At 62.9% G+C, this 19081-nt stretch carries 17 protein-coding genes; 5 read left to right on the forward strand and 12 right to left on the reverse strand.

Annotation, left to right across the window (positions count from 1 at the left end; genetic code table 11):
• Positions 1-32 precede the first annotated feature (32 nt).
• The 10 genes from VSX56_RS00695 to VSX56_RS00740 form a co-directional block, all read right to left on the reverse strand.
• On the reverse strand, positions 33-1361 hold the full coding sequence (locus VSX56_RS00695) for a hypothetical protein (RefSeq protein WP_350934108.1): 1329 nt from the start codon (positions 1359-1361) through the stop codon (positions 33-35).
• Positions 1362-1515: 154 nt separating this feature from the next.
• On the reverse strand, positions 1516-2433 hold the full coding sequence (locus tag VSX56_RS00700; RefSeq protein ID WP_339112432.1) for a DMT family transporter: 918 nt from the start codon (positions 2431-2433) through the stop codon (positions 1516-1518).
• Positions 2434-2535: 102 nt separating this feature from the next.
• Positions 2536-3132, reverse strand: coding sequence for a GNAT family N-acetyltransferase (locus tag VSX56_RS00705; RefSeq protein ID WP_350934110.1), 597 nt, complete (start codon positions 3130-3132; stop codon positions 2536-2538).
• Between the two features lies 1 nt (position 3133).
• Positions 3134-3976: a fumarylacetoacetate hydrolase family protein gene (locus tag VSX56_RS00710; protein WP_350934113.1), complete on the reverse strand. Its 843-nt coding sequence runs from the start codon at positions 3974-3976 to the stop codon at positions 3134-3136.
• A 128-nt stretch (positions 3977-4104) separates the two neighbouring features.
• Positions 4105-4665 (reverse strand): SMI1/KNR4 family protein, encoded by a 561-nt coding sequence (locus VSX56_RS00715; protein ID WP_350934115.1) that lies wholly within the window; start codon positions 4663-4665, stop codon positions 4105-4107.
• Positions 4666-4736: 71 nt separating this feature from the next.
• Positions 4737-5429, reverse strand: coding sequence for a GntR family transcriptional regulator (locus tag VSX56_RS00720; protein WP_339112428.1), 693 nt, complete (start codon positions 5427-5429; stop codon positions 4737-4739).
• 138 nt (positions 5430-5567) lie between these two features.
• The gene (locus tag VSX56_RS00725) at positions 5568-6323 is read right to left on the reverse strand and encodes an iron ABC transporter ATP-binding protein (protein ID WP_339112427.1); all 756 of its coding nucleotides are present in this window, start codon (positions 6321-6323) and stop codon (positions 5568-5570) included.
• Positions 6320-7327: an iron chelate uptake ABC transporter family permease subunit gene (locus VSX56_RS00730; RefSeq protein WP_350934118.1), complete on the reverse strand. Its 1008-nt coding sequence runs from the start codon at positions 7325-7327 to the stop codon at positions 6320-6322. The genes VSX56_RS00725 and VSX56_RS00730 overlap by 4 nt, the downstream gene beginning before the upstream one ends.
• Positions 7320-8291, reverse strand: coding sequence for an ABC transporter permease (locus tag VSX56_RS00735; protein WP_434096000.1), 972 nt, complete (start codon positions 8289-8291; stop codon positions 7320-7322). The genes VSX56_RS00730 and VSX56_RS00735 overlap by 8 nt, the downstream gene beginning before the upstream one ends.
• Before the next feature lie 16 nt (positions 8292-8307).
• A complete protein-coding gene (locus tag VSX56_RS00740) occupies positions 8308-9225 on the reverse strand; it encodes a siderophore ABC transporter substrate-binding protein (RefSeq protein ID WP_350934123.1) in 918 nt (305 codons plus the stop codon).
• A gap of 382 nt (positions 9226-9607) precedes the next feature.
• On the opposite strand from VSX56_RS00740, the gene VSX56_RS00745 reads away from it, so the two are divergent.
• From VSX56_RS00745 to VSX56_RS00755, 3 genes are all read left to right on the forward strand, one after another.
• Positions 9608-10840, forward strand: a complete 1233-nt coding sequence (locus VSX56_RS00745; protein WP_350934125.1) for an efflux RND transporter periplasmic adaptor subunit — start codon at positions 9608-9610, stop codon at positions 10838-10840.
• A gap of 6 nt (positions 10841-10846) precedes the next feature.
• Entirely contained in the window at positions 10847-13954 is a 3108-nt protein-coding gene (locus VSX56_RS00750) for an efflux RND transporter permease subunit (protein WP_350934128.1), read from the forward strand.
• A gap of 146 nt (positions 13955-14100) precedes the next feature.
• Positions 14101-14970, forward strand: a complete 870-nt coding sequence (locus tag VSX56_RS00755; RefSeq protein WP_350934130.1) for a hypothetical protein — start codon at positions 14101-14103, stop codon at positions 14968-14970.
• 392 nt (positions 14971-15362) lie between these two features.
• Here the strand turns inward: VSX56_RS00755 and VSX56_RS00760 are convergent, their stop codons facing one another.
• Positions 15363-16262, reverse strand: coding sequence for a LysR family transcriptional regulator (locus VSX56_RS00760; protein ID WP_339112420.1), 900 nt, complete (start codon positions 16260-16262; stop codon positions 15363-15365).
• Positions 16263-16397: 135 nt separating this feature from the next.
• On the opposite strand from VSX56_RS00760, the gene VSX56_RS00765 reads away from it, so the two are divergent.
• Together VSX56_RS00765 and VSX56_RS00770 are read left to right on the forward strand one after the other, a co-directional pair.
• Positions 16398-17474, forward strand: coding sequence for a dipeptidase (locus VSX56_RS00765; RefSeq protein WP_434095993.1), 1077 nt, complete (start codon positions 16398-16400; stop codon positions 17472-17474).
• Positions 17475-17546: 72 nt separating this feature from the next.
• Complete coding sequence (locus VSX56_RS00770; RefSeq protein ID WP_339112418.1) at positions 17547-17948, forward strand: DUF2177 family protein; 402 nt, start codon at positions 17547-17549, stop codon at positions 17946-17948.
• A 47-nt stretch (positions 17949-17995) separates the two neighbouring features.
• Here VSX56_RS00770 and ugpC read toward each other — a convergent pair whose 3' ends face one another.
• The gene (gene ugpC, locus VSX56_RS00775) at positions 17996-19081 is read right to left on the reverse strand and encodes a sn-glycerol-3-phosphate ABC transporter ATP-binding protein UgpC (RefSeq protein WP_350934136.1); all 1086 of its coding nucleotides are present in this window, start codon (positions 19079-19081) and stop codon (positions 17996-17998) included.

Here is a 19081-nt window from a genome sequence, read left to right on the forward strand (position 1 = left end):
CCCGCAGAATATGCGCGCAGATGCACAGTCACTCAGGGCGTCCAGCGGCAGGGCGCAGCCAGAACAGGCAGATGCCCGGCAAGCCCCGCCAGATCAAAACGCGCCTCCAGCGGGCCACCTGCGACATTGGCCGTGCGCAGGGTCAGCTGCTTTGCCGCCTGCAGGCTGCGCAGCAGATCGCCCGGAAAGCCCGGCGCATAGGTGGCGTCCTGCGTGGGCCAGAGCTCCCAGATCTGGCTTTCGGGACGGGCATCATCGATCTGCAGGATCACGTCACGTTCGGTCAGGAAACCGGCGCGTGCATCGCCGGAAAACCCCTTGGGCCAGACCGCGAACAGGGCCGTCTGGTTGCCCATGCAGCGCGCCACCAGCTTTGCCTGCTCGCCATTGCCCCCAAGTGTCTCGCTTGCCTCAAGCACCAGCGCGACCTGCGGCAGGTCACGCGCATCACGGGCCTCGATCACGCGCCATGCGCCTTTGGAGGCGGGCGTCTGCGCAACCGGTTCGGGCGCGGGGCCGCCATCCGGCCCGGGCGCGGCATCGGGCAACGTAGCGGTCGCGGCGCCCGGCCGCATGGCCAGCGCGGCAAGGCGCTCCTCGGAGGACGCAGCCTCCTTAGTGACAGCATCGGAGATGGCAGGTTCAGCGGCCGGCTCCGGTTCTCTTGCGGAAGAGAGTTTGGGACGATACGGGTCCAGCTCGGCCAGCAGCCCGTGCGATAGCTGCCCCGCCATCAGCGCAGGATCGGGGGCCGCACTGCCGATCTCCTCGACCATATCGGTCTCCACCATATTGGCCACCGGAGTGAGCCTATCCATAGTCGAGACCATCGCTATATCCACCGGATCAGGCTCGGCCCGAGCCGGATCAGGCGGCAGCGGCGTATTCAGCGTGACGCGCGCGCAAAGCCCCTCGCCGCGCGCCATGGCCAACCGCGGGCGCGCCTCGAACACGAAGCCGCTCAGCGCGGTGCTCCCCTTGTCGCGGCGTAGCGCCAGAAACGCCGCAGGGCCATCGGCACAGCGCCCGAAGCCCGCTGGAAGATCGCCCTCGACCGCGTAAAGCGCCGTAGGTTGCAAGGGCCCGTCAGGCCCGGACAGCACCCCGACCCGTGCCAGACCGGTCTGCACTCCGCCCGCAAGGATCGCCCGCTCGGATAGCTGGATGGGCTCGCCCTGCCCCTCAAAGGTCACAGACAGGATGCGCCCGTCCAACGGACCGGGGATCCGCAGCATGGCCTCTTGCGCCCCCCCGGACCGGGGAACCCCCGACACAGCGATGGCCATGCACAGAAACACGGAGAGGCGATGCCATACCGAGAACCGGCGGCGATCGGGGGCGTTGAACGCAACGAAGGGCATCTTGGGCTCCTGCGACAGACGGGCAAGACCAGCGGCACTCTTTAAGGTTGATTTAAGCATAAGCCCAACACGCAGGATCAGGCAAGCGCTCCGCATGGCGCGGGCGGGTATGCAGCCCTTGGCCTGTGGCACAAAGGCCGCGCGCGCCCGCCGCTCAGCCGCGGGCCGCCCTTCCCGCACGGGCGGCCAGAATGATCCCACCGAGGATCAGCACGAAGCCTGCCAGATGGTAGGGATGCAGATGTTCGCCCAGAAACAACGAAGACAGGATCACCCCGTAAAGCGGGATGAGATGGATCGATTGCGAGGCCCGCCCGGAGCCTGCAAGCCGCACCGCCTGCATATAGAGAAGGAAGGCGCCGAGCGATGGCACGATCCCGACAAAGGCCACCGCCCATGCGGCCTGCGGCACCATCACCGGCAGATGGCCCTGCGCCAGATCCCAGACCCAGAACGGCGTGAGAATGGCAAGGCCGATCACGATCTGCACTGCCAGAAGCCCGATGCGGCTGATCTCGGCGGGAATGCGGGTCAGCCAGAGCGTATAGAGGGCCCATGCGACCATTGCTCCGAAGATCATCAGATCGCCCTTGTTGAAGGCGAGGTCCGCGAGCCGCGCGATTTCTCCGCCAAGGATCACGATGGATACCCCGAGCAGCGACAGGATCAGCCCGACCCCCTGCCACAGCCGCAACCGCTGACCGAAGGCCAGCGCGCCGATCAGCATTACCAGCACGGGGATCGTCGAATTGAGCAGCATCCCGTTGGTGGCCTGCGTATAATGCAACCCCCAATAGATCAGCGTGTTGAAGGCCACGACCGAGGTCGCGCTGGTGCCAAGCACCAGCCACGGATGTCGCAGATAGCCCGCATAGTCGCGCTTGACATGATGCCATGCAAACGGCGCCAGCACCACCAGCGCAATCAGCCAGCGACCATAGACAAGCGATAGGGGCGGCACCAGATCGCGCGCCGCCCGTGCGACGATGAAATTGCCCGCCCAGAAGAGCGGCGGCAAAGCCAGCACCGCGATCAACTGCCATCTCTGGATCTGTCTTGGCTCCGCGCTCATGCTGTCTCCCCCCGAATGCCCTCATGCACGCGCAAAGAAACAGTAAACTCCTCCGGGAGCAAGAGGCGGAGCAAGAGGCGGGGGCAAGCCCGCGTCCTGCCCTCAGCCGCCAGCAGCCGTCAGCGCCTCCAGATCGCGCCAGCCATAGGCGCGGTCCTGAAGCGTGGCCTCGGGGCGTAGCTCGATGCGGGTATCGCAGATCTCCGCCCCCATCGCCGCGTAGAAGGCGCAGGCAGGCGCATTGGCCTCGAGCACCCAGAGCGCTGCCGCGCCAAATCCCGCAGCCTGCAACCGCGTGCCCGCATGCCCCAGCAGCGCCCTGCCCAGCCCGCGCCCCTGGGCGTTGCGCTGCACATAAAGCGCCTCGATCTCGCCATCATAGCCCTTCAGCGCCAGATCGGCGTCGCGCTGCGGACCATAGGAGACAAACCCCAGAAGATCGCCGCCCGCCCGCGCCAACACTACGCCAGTCCCCGAGCGCCCTGCCTTATGGGTGATCGCGTTATGCCACTGGGTCATCCGCTGGCGCAGATCGAGCTGGTCGAGCATGGCTTGCGGCAAAAGGCCGGTATAGGTGTCGCGCCATGCCTGCACATGCAGCTGCGCCAGCCCCTCCACATCCTCGAGACCCGCATCGCAGAACCGGACCGCCAGCTCCTTGCGCGAAGGCGGGCGCATCGACCCGCCGCTCTGCGCCATCCTAGAGCGCCACCACCTCGTGTCGCTGTGTCCCGAGCCCGTCGATCCCCAGCTCTACGATATCGCCCGCCTTCAGATAGCGCGGCGGCTTCATCCCCGCGCCCACACCCGGAGGGGTGCCGGTCAGGATCACATCGCCCGGCTCCAGCGTGACGAACTGGCTCAGGTAATCCACAAGGAAGGCGACCTTGTGGATCATGGTGGAGGTATTGCCCTTCTGGCGGCTCTCGCCATTCACGCGCAGATACATGTCCAGATCCTGCGGATCGGCAACCTCGTCACGGGTCACCAGCCAGGGCCCGAGCGGGCAGAATGTATCATGGCTCTTGCCCTTCACGAACTGGCCCGCCCGATCCTTCTGCCATTCGCGCTCGGAATAGTCATTGGCCAGAACATAGCCCGCAATGTGATCAAGCCCCGTGCCCGCAGGGATCGCCTTGGCCCGCGTGCCGATGACAAAGCCCAGCTCGACCTCCCAATCGAGATGGGTGGACGAGGCAGGCAGTTCTGTCGGATCATCGGGCCCGCAGATGGATGTGATGGCCTTGGAAAACAGCATCGGCTCTTTGGGCGGCACGGCACCGGTCTCGGCGGCATGGTCGGCATAGTTGAGCCCGATGGCCAGCACCTTGCGGATGCCTGCAACCGGCACACCCAGACGCGGGGCTCCCTCGACAACGGGCAGCGCCTCGACATCAAGATCGGCCAGCTTGGCCAGCGCCTCGGCACCGAGCTGATCGGGCGTCAGATCCTTGATCACCCCCGACAGGTCACGGATCAGCCCGCCCTCATCCAGAAGACCCGGCTTCTCTTGTCCCTCAGCACCAAAACGCAGAAATTTCATAGTCTCTTCCCCAATCACCAGTCGGGTCCGCAAAGGCCCCGCTCAATCGCGCTCACGAAAGCGGTTAGCGGGCGGAATGACAAGGGGCTGGCCCCGCGCAAAACGTGCATCCTTGCGCATATTTCCGCCTAGCGTGCGGATAAACAGAGAGATCCCGCCGGCACTTCATGCAGATGCGCCAGCGCGGGGCAGTGGCTTTCGGCCCATGCCCCGAGCCAGCCGCGCAGATCCTCGGCCAATGGCGTAATCGCGGATTGCGGCGGCTGCGAGCGGTCCCAGCCCTCGGGCGACCACAGATGCAGGCTCTCGTCGAAACAATCCACGCAGATATAGCTGCCCTGCCCGTCCTCGCAGATGGGCAGGAGCCCGACGGGCCAGTCACGCGCGGGATTGCCATCATCGGGATCGGCGTAAAGCTGATGCAACCGGTCGGCGGTGTAGCCCGCCCGATCGGTGGCGCCGCCGCCCAGCCCCATCAGACCGCGCATCGGCCCGAACCCGCCATTCGAGATGGCGCGGTAGAGCTTGAGAAGCAGCATTGGCGGCACGACACCGATCCGCGCCTCAGCCTCGGCCAGCTGCGCCTCGCCCAGAATTCCGATCTCCGCCCGACCCAAACCTGCCTTCTCGGCAAGCGTCATGATAAACTCGTCATCCGTCATGGCATCCCCCTCCGGTTGCCAACGCATCCCACAAAAACATCCTGCCATAGATTTCGGGATTGCCCTACGTCTTTTCACATAGCACTTGCACTAGGATTTCATTCGGCCGCCTGTGCGAAAAGCGCCAGCATCATGCGCTCCGCCTCCTGCAGATGCTCGGTCAGCGCCTGCGCAGCGCCTTCGGGATCGGCGGCGATCACCTGCGTCAGGATCTGTTCATGCGAGGCCGCGATCCGGCGCGGCCCGTCCTGCTCGCGCCCCGTCTGGTTGATGCACAGCTTCACCTCCGCGGCGATCTGGTCGAACACATCCGCCAGCCGCGGATTGCCCGACAGCACGCAGATCAGACGGTGGAAGCCCAGATCGGCATCCACATAGGAGGTGCGCGTCACCCCTGTCCCCGACAGCCCGTAAAGCAGATCGAGCTGCGCCCGCAGCTGATCGGCCAACTCGGGCTCCTCGCGGGCCACCAGCCTGCGGATCGCGGCCGTCTCGATGACCACGCGCAGATCGTAAAGCGCCTCGATCTCTGCCGGGTCCATCTGCCGCACCACGAAGCCGCGATTGGCGCGATAGGCCACAAGACGCGAGCGCTCGAGGAGACGCAGCGCCTCGCGCACCGGTGCGCGCGAGAGTTGCATCCGCCGCGCAATGGCCGACTCCGCCAGCCTCTCACCCGGCTTCAGCGTGCCCGACAGGATAGAGGCGCTCAGTTCGCGGGCGATCTTCTCGACCAGATGATCCCCCTCCGTCGTATCGGACGGCGTGATCTCGGGGTTGGGCTGCGTCATTATGGCTAACTCTTCGGGAGGGCGGCCCCGTCGCGGGCCGTTCCCCAACCCTAGGTCAAAGCGGGGCACTGCCAAGACGCATTGCACAGGTTTCACCAAAGCTTGTCGGCTCTGCCACAATAACAGGCGGAAAATCCCTCAGATGTGATGCAGAACCAGCGGCCGGTCGGCATAGCGCAGCACCTGCACATCGGTCTCGTAGAGACCCGCCAGCGTCTGCGGCGTGATAACCTCGTCAGCATCGCCTTCGGCCACGATACGGCCATTCTTCATAGCGATCAGATGATCGGCCCACGCAGCGGCATGGTTGAGATCATGCAGCACGATCACCACCGAGCGCCCCGCATCGCGCAGATCCGACAGCCGCTTCATCAACGCGCGCGAATGCGCCATATCCAGATTGTTCAGTGGCTCGTCGAGAAGCATCCACGGCGTATCCTGCGCGAAAGTCATGGCCAGATGCGCGCGCTGCGCCTGCCCGCCGGACAGCTCGTCCAGGAAGCGGTCCGCCAATGTCAGAAGATCGAACTGGCGCAGGGCCTTCTCGCAGATCTCGATATCTTTCGGCCCCGGACGGCCATGGCAATGCGGCCAGCGCCCGAAGGCCACCAGCTCGCGCACCCGCAGGCGTGAAGCCACGGCCAGATTCTGGCTCATGAAAGACATCTCGCGCGCAAGCGTGCCAGAGCGGGTCTGGGCCAGATCGAGGTCATTGATCTGCACACGGCCCGACTGTAGCGGCTCGATCCGGCCCAAAAGTTTGAGAAGGCTCGATTTCCCCGCACCATTGGGGCCGATCAGCGCCGTCACCTGCCCGGCGGGAATGGTGCAGTTGATATCGCTCAGGATCGCGTTTCCGTCGATCTGGTAGGAGAGGTTTTCCACACGGATCATCGGATTTTGCCTTTCAGCAGAAGATAGAGGAAGAAGATGCCCCCCACAAACTCGACCACGACCGAGAGCGTGGCCTGCGAGCCGATCACCCGCTCGAACAGGGTCTGGCCGACCACGAGAATGGTCATCGCGACCAGCATCGAGACAGGGATCAGATAGCGGTGTTTCGCTCCACCGGCTTTGCGTTGGGCGATGGCATGGGTAAGCCCCGCGACGATCAGGCCGAAGAAGGCCACCGGCCCTACCAGCGCCGTCGAAACAGAGACGAGCACGGCAATCAGCACGAGCGCCCCGATCACCACCCGCCCGTGACCCAGCCCTAGCGCGATCGCGCGATCGCGCCCGAGACCCAGCACATCAAGCCGCGGCCCCAGCCACCACGCGATCGCGCAGGCCAGCGCCGTGATCAACGCCGCAAGCGTCAGCACATCGGTCTGCGCGCGGGAGAAATTGGCGAAGGTGACCGATTGGACGGTCGCGTAGGCATTGGGGTCCAGAAGCCGGCCCACCAGCCCCGCGCCCGCGCGGAACAACGTGCCGAGGATCACGCCCGTCAGGATCATCCGCGCGATATCACGCGCGCCCTGCCGCAGCAGCGTGCCGAAAAGCAGCAGCGCCAGCACGGTCATGATGACCGTCTCGGCCACAAATTTGGGCGTCGCCCCGATGGTTGCGAAACCGGTGACGCCCAACCCTGCGACAAGCAGAACCTGTATCAGCCCATAGAGGCTGTCAAAGCCCATGATCGCCGGTGTCAGGATGCGGTTGGCGGAGACGGTCTGGAAGAGGATAGTCGAGACGGCCACCGCGGCACCAACCGCAAGGAGCGCACCCATCTTCTTGAGACGCAACATCAGGATAAACTGATAGTTTCCTGATAATCCTTGGAAAAGCCAGATCGCCATTGCAGCAACCAGCAACAGGGACAGCCACAGGATGGGGCTCTTGAGCCAGGCATGTCGTCCGGCTGATCTGGTGGGTGCGGGCATGGTCAGATCAGACATTGGCGCTCTCCGGCAGAGGTTTGCGCTTCTTCGGACGCTGCGGCTTCCACAGCAGCCAGAGGAAGATCAGCGCACCGGTCACACCAAGAATGGTGCCCGCAGGGATCTCGTAAGGCGCAATGATCAACCGGCCGATAATGTCACAGGCGAGCACCAGACCAGCGCCGCCCAAAGCAACCATCGGCAAGGATTTCCGCAGGTTATCACCAAGTATTCGCGCAGCGATGTTAGGCACGACCAGCCCGACAAAGGGGATCATACCGACCGAGACCACCACCATCGCGGTCACCACCGCTACCACCACCAGCCCGAGGCGCATCACCGCGCGCGGGCTGAGGCCCAGAGCCGTGGCAGCCTCCGGTCCGAGGCCAAGGATGGCAAAGCGGTCGGCTGCGAAAAACGCCACGACCGCAGCGAGACCGGCAATCCACAACAGCTCGTAACGGCCTGCAATCACGCCAGAAAACTCTCCCGTCATCAACCAGGTGGCGATATATTGCATCATGTCGGTTTCCCAGCCGATCCAGGTGACCGCCGCGCCGATGACCCCCGACAGGACGATGCCCGCAAGCGGCACCAGAAGCACCTCGCGTGGCGGAAGTTTGCGGATCATCTTCACAAAGATCCAGGTGCCGATGAGTGCGGCCAGGGCCGCCGCCAGCATCTTGGCCCAGATCGGGCTGTCGGGCCAGAAGATCGACATCAGCAAGAGCCCCAGCGCCGCGCTCTCGGCCGTGCCTGCCGTGCCCGGCTCCACAAAGCGGTTGCGAACGATCTGCTGCATAACGACACCGGCCACGGCCAGAGCCGAGCCGGTGAGAAGCGCGGCCAATGTGCGCGGGATGCGCGAGACGGTGAGCACCAGCATGCCGGACGGATCGCCCAGATCCATCGTGGCCGCACCGATACAGAGCGAGATCCCCGAAAGGATCACGATCACCAGAACCGCACTCGTCAGAACCATCCCGCGCGCCATGAGATCAGCCTTCTTGGGCCTCGAAGGCCTTGCCGACCTCGGTCAGCATTTCCATCATCGCCTGATAGCCACCACCAGCGATATAGGCATCGGCGGAGTTGAGATAGACGATATGGCCATTCTTGGCAGCATTGGTCTGCGCAACCAGCGGGTTATCCAGCGTGTCGGAGGCTTTCTGCTCGTCGGCACCAATGGCCTGACCACGGTCAACCACAAAGATCCAGTCCGGATTGGTTTCGGCAATGAACTCGAAGCTGATCGCATCCCCATGCGGCGCGACCGAGAGATCCTTGGCGGCGGGTGCCATGCCGACGGCGTTGTGGATCCAGCCAAACCGCGAGCCCGGACCGAAGGCCGAGATTTTCGGACCATTGGTCATCACGACGAGTGCATCGCCCTTGCCCTTGGCCTCGTCCTGCACCTCGGCAAGCTTTGCGACCAGCGCATCATCGAGTTCCTTGGCCTTGTCTTCCTTGTCGAAGATCTTGCCATAGGCTTCCAGACGCGCACGGGCTTCGGCCACGATATCGGTGCCGATGGTCATGTCGATGACCGGACCCAGCTGGGCCACATTGTCATATTGGGTTGCCGAACGACCGCCGATGATCGTCAGATCGGGGCCCAGCCCTGCCAATGCCTCGAGATCGGGCTCGAAAAGCGTGCCCACCGGGGTCGCGCTTTCCAGCCCCGACAGACGCGAGAGATAGAGCTTGTCGGGGCGGCCCGCGGGTTTGACGCCAAGCGCATCAAGCGTATCCATCGCTGCCATATCGAACACGGCCACGGTCTTGGGCGCTTCGGGCACGGTGGCCTCGCCACGCGCGGTTTTCACGGTCACATCGGCGGCAAAGGCCTGCGCCAGAGGCGCCACCGCCAGCGGCAAGGCAAGCCCCAGCGCGGTAAGTGTCTTCGAAATCTGCATATCAGCCTCCTGATTCATCGGTCGCACCATGGCTCGCGCTTTGTCTTACGGAGAAATCCGCCGAGTCCCGAAGCGCCGGTGGCTAGGTTTCGCCTCTCAATTAAGCGAGCTTAGCATGCAGGTAAAGGATGATTGCCGATAAAAACGGTCAGCTAATTGTATTTTCCATCCCAGTCGGCGGTTATTACGAATATTCACGCTATTGTGCGCCAATCCGCAGGAACCTGTGTCAGTTTTACCCATGTAAACCGTACAGTTTAATATTGTAGGCTATCCGCAATGCCCTAGCTCATGCTGCGACGCCCTCCCATCGTCCAGCCAAACCGGCACGAGTTGGGGCCAATGACAAAAATCGCAGTTCGCGAAACGAAAGACAGGACCAGTGTCGAAAAACATTATTTTCCTCTCCCGCCCCATTACGGCTCCGATGACCGCTCTGGGTCTCGTGCTGGGGCTCGCAGTCAGTGCCCCCCTCACAGTTTTCACCTCCTCTCCCGCCAGCGCGCAACAAGCACAGCAAGGCCCGAAACAGGTTGGCGTCATTACCGTTGCGGAAAGTGACGTCCCCTATATCGTAACGCTGCCCGGCCGTGCAGTGGCCTATGAGCAGGCCGATATCCGTCCGCGCGTCGAAGGCATGATCACCGCAATCCCGTATAAACGCGGCGCGCTGGTGAAAAAGGGCACCGTGTTGTTCGAGATCGAACCCGACACCTACGAGGCGGAACTCGCGGCGGCGCAGGCGGCAGTCGATTCGGCGCAGGCCGCCGAGCAGACCGCACAATCGACCTTCAACCGCTATGACAAGATCCGCAGCGTTGGCGTGACCCAAACCGAACTGGAAGATGCACGCTCCTCGCTGGCATCGGCAAAAGCGGATGTGAAATCGGCGCAGGCCAGCCTGCAGACCGCGCAACTCAATCTGGACCGCACCCATGTGGAAAGCCCGATCGACGGTGTGGTCGAAGTGCCCGAGACCTCGGTGGGCTCGCTCGTGACAGCCAACCAGACGGATGCGCTGACCACGGTCACGCGGCTCGATCCGATCTATGTCGATGTCTCCGAAAGCTCTGCCCAGATGCAGCGCACCAAGGATATGATCGCGGCTGGAACGCTAAAGACCAGCGATGACGTAAAGGCACAGGTGACGCTGGAAACCGGTGATGTCTATCCGCGGGATGGCAAACTGGTGGCGCCCTCCGCGGTCGTGTCGGATACGACCGGCACCGTGGATTACCGCGTCCAGTTCGACAATCCCGATGCGAAAATGCTTCCCGGCCAGTTCCTGCGTGTGACGATGACACTTGGCACGACCAAGGCGATCCTGATCCCGCAAAACGCCACTACCCGCAAGAGCGACGGCACGCTGACCGCCTTCATCGCCTCGGACGAGAACAAGGCCGAGCAGGTCACCCTGAGCACCAATGGCTCGTATAACAATCAATGGATCGTCACCAGCGGCCTGAAAGATGGCGACAAGCTGATCGTCGACGGGTTGATGAACCTGCAAAATGAAGCCGAGATCGAGACAGTGCCGGTTACCATCAATGACGAAGGCGTCGTCGAGGATGCCCAGACCGACGGCTCGGATGCGTCCGGCAAGGCCAGCGAGTAAGGGCTGATGGTCAATTTCTTTATCCACCGCCCGATTTTCGCTTGGGTTATCGCGATCACGATCATGCTGGCAGGCACGCTTGGCCTGACCTCGCTGCCCGTGGCGCAATATCCCGAAATCGCGCCGACAACGGTGCGGATCTCTGCCACCTATACAGGCGCTACCGCAGAGACCGTGCAGAACTCGGTAACCTCCACGCTTGAAGATGCGCTCACCGGCCTCGATGGCCTTCTTTACATGGTGTCGAAAAGCTCGGAAGGAAAGGTCAGCATCACCCTGACCTATGACGAGTCCATCGACCCGATCGACGCCCAGAACGATGTGCAGAACAAGATCTCCCAGGTCGAAAGCCAGCTACCGGATTCGGTGGTGCAGCAGGGTGTGAGCGTTTCGCGCTCCTCCAGTTCGATCCTGCTGGTGGCAGCACTCGTATCGGAAGATAACCGCTACACCCAGATCCAGCTGGGCGACATGGTCGCCAACCAGATCGAGGATCCGGTGCAACGGGTGCAGGGTGTGGGCTCGATCAATTCCTTCGGCTCGGGCTACGCAATGCGCGTCTGGCTCGATCCGCTGAAACTGCGCCAGTATGATCTGACCGCGACAGATGTGACCGATGCGATCACCGCGCAGAACACCAACGTCTCGGTCGGCTCGCTGGGCTCGCAACCCACGACGGCGGGGCAGACCTTCACCGCCACCATCACCGCGCAGAGCCAACTGACCTCGGTCGAGGATTTCGAGAATATCCTTCTCAAAACCGATGCCGATGGCGGCACAGTCTTCCTGGGCGATGTGGCGCGGGTCGTTCTGGGTCAGGAAGATTACGGCACCCAGTCGCGCTTCAACGGCCAGAACGCCTCGGGCTTCGGGGTGAACCTCTCGACCGGTGCGAATGCGGTGGATACCGCGGCAGCCGTGCGGGCCAAGATCGACGAGATCGCCAAGAGCCTTCCGGCAGGTGTCGAGGTGAAATACGCCTATGATACCTCGCCCTTCGTGGAAGCCTCGATTGGCAAGGTGGAGCATACGCTCTTCGAGGCCATCGGCCTCGTGCTGATCGTGATCCTCGTCTTCTTGCAGAAATGGCGCGCGACGCTGATCCCGATCATCGCCGTGCCCGTGGTTCTGCTCGGGGCCTTCGGGATCCTGTCGGTCTTCGGCTATTCGATCAACACGCTGACGATGTTCGCCATGGTTCTGGCCATCGGCCTCTTGGTCGATGACGCCATCGTGGTGGTGGAAAACGTCGAGCGGGTGATGGAGGAAGACGACCTCACGCCACTGCAGGCGACGATCCGCTCGATGGGCCAGATCGTGGGCGCGTTGATCGGGATCGCGCTGGTCCTGTCGGCGGTGTTCCTGCCGATGGCCTTCTTCGGGGGCTCGACCGGTGTGATCTATCGCCAGTTCTCGGTGACGATCATCTCGGCCATGGTCCTGTCGGCGGTGGTGGCCATCATCATCACGCCCGCGCTTTGTGCGACGATGCTCAAACATAGCGACGGCAAGCAGCCCCCCGCGCCCGCGCGCTGGTTCAACCGCAATTTCGACCGGCTGAACGACTTCTATATCAGCACCGTCACGAAACTGCTGAAAGCGCCGATCATCGCGCTGGTCATTCTGGCAGCCTCGGTGGGCGGCGTTGTCGTGCTCTACAAGAACCTGCCCAGCTCGTTCCTGCCAACGGAGGACCAGGGCGCTGTCATGGTGATGATCACATTGCAGGAAGGCGCCACACAGGCGCAGACCAAGGATGTGATGACCAAGGTGGAGGACTACCTGCTCAATGACGAGAAGGACTATGTGACCTCGACCTTCGGGGTGCTGGGCTTCTCCTTCACGGGGACCGGCCAGAACAACGCGCTGCTCTTTGCCAAGCTGAAGGACTTCGACGACCGGACCGATGCACAGGCTGCGGCTTCGGCAGTGGTCGGGCGGGCGATGGCCAAGTTCGGATCGAGCCGCAAAGGTCAAATCTACTTCCTGCTTCCGCCCGCAATTCAGGGTCTGGGCAATTCGACCGGCTTCTCGATGTATCTCGTGGATCAGGGCAATCAGGGCATCGAGAAACTGCGCGCTGCAGCCAACAAACTCGTGGCTACGGCAAATCAGGACAAGATGCTCTCTGCAGTCCGCGTGAACAATAACGAGGAGGAGGCCGCGCTGAAGATCAATGTCGACCAGCAGAAGGCGGAAAGCTTCGGGCTGACCATTTCCGAGGTCAATTCGATGCTCTCGACCATTTTCGCCTCGAGCAATGTCAACGACTACAATCAGGACGGCAACCTCAACCCCGTGATCGTTCAAGGGGATGCTCCCTACCGGATGCAGCCCGAGGATATCGGCAAATGGTATGCGCGCAATACCGATGGCGACATGGTGCCCTTCTCGGCCTTCATGACGACCGGATGGCAGAGCGTCTCGCCCTCGCTGTCGCGGATCGGTGGCACACAGGCCATCGAGGTGCAGGGCAGCGCGGGGGATGGCTACTCCTCGGGCGATGCGATGAACGAGATGGAGAAACTGGTGGCCGATATGGACGGTGGCTATTCCGCCTCCTGGACCGGCATGTCCTATCAGGAACGCCAGTCGGGCAATCAGGCACCGATGCTCTATGCGATCTCGGTTCTGGTGGTCTTCCTGTTCCTCGCGGCGCTCTATGAAAGCTGGTCGATCCCGATCTCCGTCATGCTGGTGGTGCCGATCGGGGTGCTGGGCGCGCTTGCGGCAGCCAAGCTCTTCGGCCAGTCGAATGACGTCTACTTCAAGGTGGGCCTGCTGACGACGGTCGGTCTGGCCGCGAAGAACGCGATCCTGATCGTGGAATTCGCCAAGGATCTCGAGGCCGAGGGCAAGAAACTCTACGAGGCCACGATCGAGGCCGCCCGGATGCGTCTGCGCCCGATCCTGATGACCTCCATCGCCTTCATGCTCGGGGTTCTGCCTCTGGCACGCGCCTCGGGCGCGGGGGCTGCGGCACAGAATGCCATCGGCATCGGTGTTCTGGGCGGTATGGTGGCGGCCACCTTCATCGGGATTTTCCTCGTCCCGAGCTTCTATGTCCTGATCCGCAAGATCTCCGACAAGAGCGTGCGGGGCGAGAAGCTCTGAAATCCTGAAAACCGACTGCGAAGGCCCCGGAGCGATCCGGGGCCTTTTTCATACGCTCGCCTCCGGCGCGAGTCTTCGTGCGCATAAACGATTTCTGAAGATATCGCTGGCAGAAACACAGGGACATCCAGAACCCGGGATTGCCTATGTGCCAGTATGGCTTTTTCTTGCGCGCCCTGCCGCTCGCCCTCGCCAGCCTCGCGACCGCGCCGGTCGCGGCGCAGCCTGTGTCGCTGCTGGCCGCGCAGGGAGGCACTGTCGAGCGTTCGCAGGCCCTCATCCCGTCTTTGCAAGGCCAGTCAGCCGCCACTCCGCTGGTCGAGCTGGCAAGCCTTCCCACCAAGGAGCAGGCGGCGGCTGTCGCTGCGGAGGCGGGGCCGCTCCTGCCTGGTAGCCTCTTTGCCGGCACCGGAGGCTCGAGCTTCTTTGCCCCCATGCCGCGCCGTGTGCGTGCCAACCGCACCGCCGAGAACCCTGACAGCCTGATGGACCCGATGGAGCCGATCGCCCGTCTTGCGCCCTTCATGCGGCAGGGCTCGGATGAGGCCCAATGGATCCGTCACCTGATCGCGCAAGCAGAAGCTGGCCCTGCGGGGTATGACGCGGTCAATTACGGTGCCAAGCGCCGCCCCGCACGCGCGCCGAGCCAGATGACGCTGGGCCAGATCTACCAATGGATCGACGCGACCCCCGGCCAGCCCCATGCCATCGGGCGCTACCAGTTCATCCCGACCACGCTCAGGCGGCTTGCCAATATGCTGGAGCTGGACACCAGCACCCGGTTCAGCCCCGATATCCAGGACCGTCTGGCAGACCTGCTCCTCGAGGAGGCGGGGCTGAGCAGACTGATTGCGGGCACGCTCTCGCGTCAGGGCTTCATGAACAATCTCGCCAAGATCTGGGCCGGCCTGCCAACCTCGACCGGGCAATCGCATTACCATGGATATGCGGGCAACAAGGCCACTATGACATGGGCGAAATTCGACCGCGAGATGGCGCGGATCTTCCCGGGTTAGGTCCTGCCGGACGTGGCCTTGCCGGCCCGGCGTATAAACTGAAAAAGGCGCCCATCGGGCGCCACTCTGCGTGTCTGAAAAAAGTGGACCGTATCGCGCCGCGCCTGTCCTCCCCGATCAGGGGCACGATACGGTCCTTATTTGATCTGACTTGCAGATCCACAGCAATCACACCGAGGGTCCTCCAACCCGACACCAGCTCCCCTCCCCGAGAGCCGATATGCAACCGGCATCATTGTCGTTCCTCCCACTCGATCCGGACCCAAGCACGACAGGTTCGAACCGTGTAAGGCAGTTGAAGCATGTGGCGCATCCGACGTCCAGCGGGTTATTCAAGTTTCTTGATTTACCTAGGGTCAATCAAATCCGGATTCCGCACTCGAGACGCGGCGTCACAACACGAAACGGGCCCGCGATGCGCGGGTCGCGTTCTGTAAATATTCCGAGACAAGCCGGACCCGCGCGAGGTCTTCGGTGGACTGGTGCGACAGGATCCACATCGTGCGCTTGAGCACATGGCGCGGCGCGAGGATCGGCACGAGATCAGGATCGTCATGGATAACATAGGCGGGCAGCACACCGATCCCCGCGCCCTCCCGGATAGCCTCACGCTGCGCGAGGATCGAGTTCGAACCGAAGAGCACGGGATTGGTGATCCCCAGCTCGACCTGATAGCGCATCGCATCCGTGGGCAGCAGCTCGTCGACATAGCCCACATAGTTATGGGCCTTAAGGTCATCGATCGTCTTGGGCGTTCCATGCTTTGCCAGATAGTCCCGCGAGGCGTAGAACCCCAGATGGTATTCCGTCATCCGCCGTGCCAGAAGCCGCCCTGATGTCGGCAAAGCCATTGAAAACGTTAGGTGCGCCTCTTGCCGAGACAGCCGGAACGTGCGCGAGCGGACCAGAAGCTCGATCCGGATATCGGGATACTCCTCTTGGAATTGCGTGAGCACGGGCGCCACGAAGTGGATCCCCAGACCGTCGGGCGCGCCCACCCTGACGGTGCCCGAAGCGCGCCCCGCCTCGCCCCCGATCTCCTCGCGGGCCCGCCCTGTCGCGCGCTCGATCTCGAGCGCCATCGGCAGGATACGTTCGCCCGCGGGCGTGACCTCGTAGCCATCAGGAGATTTGGTGAAAAGCTGCGCGCCAATGGATTTCTCCAGCTGGCGCACACGCCGAGCGATTGTGGTCTGGTCGATCCCGAGCGCCTGCGCGGCCGCGACCATGCGTTTTGATCTGTGAAGTGCAAGAAAGAACTTCAGATCGTTCCAGTCGAATTCATGCTGCATTTGTGCAATGTAGCTCTGCAGAAATATGAATGTCAATTCGACGCAATCGGCTCTTTTACACATCCGGCAAAGGGTGTTCACTGCGACTCATTAGCGCAGGTGCGGCCTAACGGGCAGCCCGCGCCCAGAAATCCGATGGAGAGTTTCGTGTCCAGTTTGCCCCAGATCCCCGTTTTCGACGGCCATAACGACTTCCTGCTGCGGCTTTTGAAAGATCCTGCCCGCCGCGAGGCGATCTGGAGCGGTGCGGATGGTCGCGGACAGATCGACCTACCGCGCGCCAAGGCAGGAAATTTTGCAGGCGGCTTTTTTGCCATCTACACTCCCTCGCCGATGTCGGGCGATCTGGCGCAGATGTTTGCCGCGATGGATAACCCGCCCTATTGCCTCGATCTGCCGCCAATGATGCCGATGACCGAAGCGGTGGATGTAGCACTGGCCGAGACCGGCCATCTGATGTGGCTTGAACGCAAGGGCGATCTGCAAATTTGCAGGACATCCGCCCAGATCCGGGCCGCGATGGCCGCTGGAAAGATCGCGGCGATTCTGCATATAGAGGGCGCGGAGGCGATCAGCCCCGATCTGGATTCGCTCCATGTCTGGCACGCGGCGGGGCTGCGCTCGCTCGGACCGGTCTGGTCGCGGCCCACCGTCTTTGGCCACGGGGTGCCCTTTGCCTATCCCTCCGCCCCCGATACCGGCGACGGGCTGACCATGGCGGGCAAGGACCTGATCCGTGAATGCAATGCGCTGAGGATCATGATCGATCTGAGCCATCTCAACGAGAAGGGCTTCGACGATGTGGCCCGCCTGAGCGATGCACCTCTGGTGGCCACCCATTCCAATGCGCATGTGGTCACGCCATCGGCGCGCAATCTGACCGATCGCCAACTGACGCAGATCCGCGAGACTGGCGGGATGGTCGGCCTCAATTATGCCACGCAATTCCTGCGCCCTGACGGGATGCGCGGCGATTGCGGCTGGGACGAGATGATGCGCCACCTCGATCACCTTCTGTCGATCCTCGGCGAGGATCATATCGGGCTCGGCTCGGATTTCGACGGGGCCGACATTCCGTCCTGTCTTGGCGATGTCTCGGGCCTGCCCAGATTGCTGCAGGCAATGCTCGATCACGGCTTTGGCGAGGATCTGGTAAAGAAGATCGCCCATGAGAACTGGCTGGGGTTGCTGGAACGGACCTGGGGCGCATGATTTCCGCAAGACGCTGAAACTTCCGCGCCACGGGCGGCGTTGCTCTTGCAACAGTTCCAAAAGGAGAGCCCCATGCTCCAGATCCTCTCGGCCTATATCGCCTCCACAATCATTTTTCTCGGTCTCGATATGGTCGGGCTGAAATTCATCGTGAAACCGGTCTTCGACCGCCATATCTCGGACCTCTATGCCGATCCGTTCCGCATGGGGCCTGCGGCGGTCTTCTATCTGGCCTATGTGGCGGGCGCGGTATTTCTGGTCAGCCTGCCCGCACTTCGTGCCGATGCGCCGGTGCAGGCGCTGATCAACGGGGCGGTGCTGGGGGCGCTAGCCTATGGCACCTACGAGTTCACCTCGCTCGCGGTGATGCGCGACTGGTCGTGGGAGCAGGTCATCACCGATACGCTCTGGGGCACGGTGCTGACCGGTGTCTCGCTGTGGCTCGGTGTGCTGGTGGCGCGTCTCTTCGACTGACGGAAAGGCGCGCGCCTTTCCGCTGCATTTATGCAATCGCGTATTGCTCAAATGCCCATCAACTGCGGGGTCTGTGTCGCGGGATGCGCACCCCGCCCGATACGCCGCCCCGTGATCGGATCGAAAAGATGCAGGCCGGCGGGGTCGACCGCAAGCTGCATGTTCGGCTCGATCTCCGTCTCGGGCGGCACCTGCGCGGCAAAGGGCTGGCCACCCAGCGTGCCATGCACAAGGCGGCTATTGCCCAGATCCTCGACATAAGCGGTGCGGAACGCCCCCGCGCCTGCCCGCAGGGTGACCGTCTCGGGCCTGAGCCCCGCCACGACCTCGCCGCGCCCCGGCACATCCGCAGCAATGGCCAGATCATCGACCATCAGCACATTGTTCTCGATCCGCGCATCGATCAGGTTCATCCCCGGCGAGCCGATGAAGCCCGCAACAAACACGGTTTGCGGAGTGCGATACAACTCGAGCGGCGTGCCCACCTGTTCGATCTGCCCGCCATTGAGCACGACCAGCTTATCGGCCAGTGTCATCGCCTCCATCTGGTCATGGGTGACATAGACCGAAGTGGTGCCCAGGCGCTTTTGCAGCTGCTTGATCTCGCCGCGCATCGATACGCGCAGTTTCGCATCGAGGTTGGAGAGCGGCTCGTCGAACAGGAAGACCGAAGGTTCGCGCACGATGGCGCGCCCCATCGCCACCCGCTGGCGTTGCCCGCCCGACAGCGCACGCGGCTTGCGGTCGAGGAACGGCCCGATCTGCAGGATACGGGCGACGTCCTCGACTCGCGCGGCAATCTCGGGCTTGGGCATGCGGCGGTTTTTTAGCCCGTAAGACAGGTTCTCGCGCACCGACATATGCGGATAGAGCGCGTAGTTCTGGAACACCATCGCGATGTCGCGATCCATCGGCTCGAGGTCGTTCACGACCCGCCCGCCGATGGCGATCTCGCCGCCCGTCACCGTTTCAAGGCCCGCGATCATCCGCAACAACGTGGATTTCCCGCAGCCTGATGGCCCGACCAGCACGCAGAACTCGCCATCCTCGATGGTCAGATCGACGCTCTTCACCGTGGGGGCCGTAGCGCCTGCATAGGTCTTGACGACTTCCGATAGGGTAATTGCGGCCAT

It is taken from the genome of Thioclava kandeliae (genome assembly GCF_040297545.1).
Taxonomy (GTDB): domain Bacteria; phylum Pseudomonadota; class Alphaproteobacteria; order Rhodobacterales; family Rhodobacteraceae; genus Thioclava; species Thioclava kandeliae.

Coding starts and splice junctions, on each gene's coding strand:
- VSX56_RS00700 (WP_339112432.1), bottom strand. CDS start 2,433: ATGAGCGCGGAGCCAAGACAGATCCAGAGATGGCAGTTGATCGCGGTG.
- VSX56_RS00715 (WP_350934115.1), bottom strand. CDS start 4,665: ATGCGTTGGCAACCGGAGGGGGATGCCATGACGGATGACGAGTTTATC.
- VSX56_RS00720 (WP_339112428.1), bottom strand. CDS start 5,429: ATGACGCAGCCCAACCCCGAGATCACGCCGTCCGATACGACGGAGGGG.
- VSX56_RS00770 (WP_339112418.1), top strand. CDS start 17,547: ATGCTCCAGATCCTCTCGGCCTATATCGCCTCCACAATCATTTTTCTC.
- VSX56_RS00760 (WP_339112420.1), bottom strand. CDS start 16,262: ATGCAGCATGAATTCGACTGGAACGATCTGAAGTTCTTTCTTGCACTT.
- VSX56_RS00705 (WP_350934110.1), bottom strand. CDS start 3,132: ATGGCGCAGAGCGGCGGGTCGATGCGCCCGCCTTCGCGCAAGGAGCTG.
- VSX56_RS00725 (WP_339112427.1), bottom strand. CDS start 6,323: ATGATCCGTGTGGAAAACCTCTCCTACCAGATCGACGGAAACGCGATC.
- VSX56_RS00710 (WP_350934113.1), bottom strand. CDS start 3,976: ATGAAATTTCTGCGTTTTGGTGCTGAGGGACAAGAGAAGCCGGGTCTT.
- VSX56_RS00740 (WP_350934123.1), bottom strand. CDS start 9,225: ATGCAGATTTCGAAGACACTTACCGCGCTGGGGCTTGCCTTGCCGCTG.
- VSX56_RS00765 (WP_434095993.1), top strand. CDS start 16,398: ATGGAGAGTTTCGTGTCCAGTTTGCCCCAGATCCCCGTTTTCGACGGC.
- VSX56_RS00750 (WP_350934128.1), top strand. CDS start 10,847: ATGGTCAATTTCTTTATCCACCGCCCGATTTTCGCTTGGGTTATCGCG.
- VSX56_RS00695 (WP_350934108.1), bottom strand. CDS start 1,361: ATGCCCTTCGTTGCGTTCAACGCCCCCGATCGCCGCCGGTTCTCGGTA.
- VSX56_RS00735 (WP_434096000.1), bottom strand. CDS start 8,291: ATGGTTCTGACGAGTGCGGTTCTGGTGATCGTGATCCTTTCGGGGATC.
- ugpC (WP_350934136.1), bottom strand. CDS start 19,081: ATGGCCGCAATTACCCTATCGGAAGTCGTCAAGACCTATGCAGGCGCT.
- VSX56_RS00730 (WP_350934118.1), bottom strand. CDS start 7,327: ATGTCTGATCTGACCATGCCCGCACCCACCAGATCAGCCGGACGACAT.
- VSX56_RS00755 (WP_350934130.1), top strand. CDS start 14,101: ATGTGCCAGTATGGCTTTTTCTTGCGCGCCCTGCCGCTCGCCCTCGCC.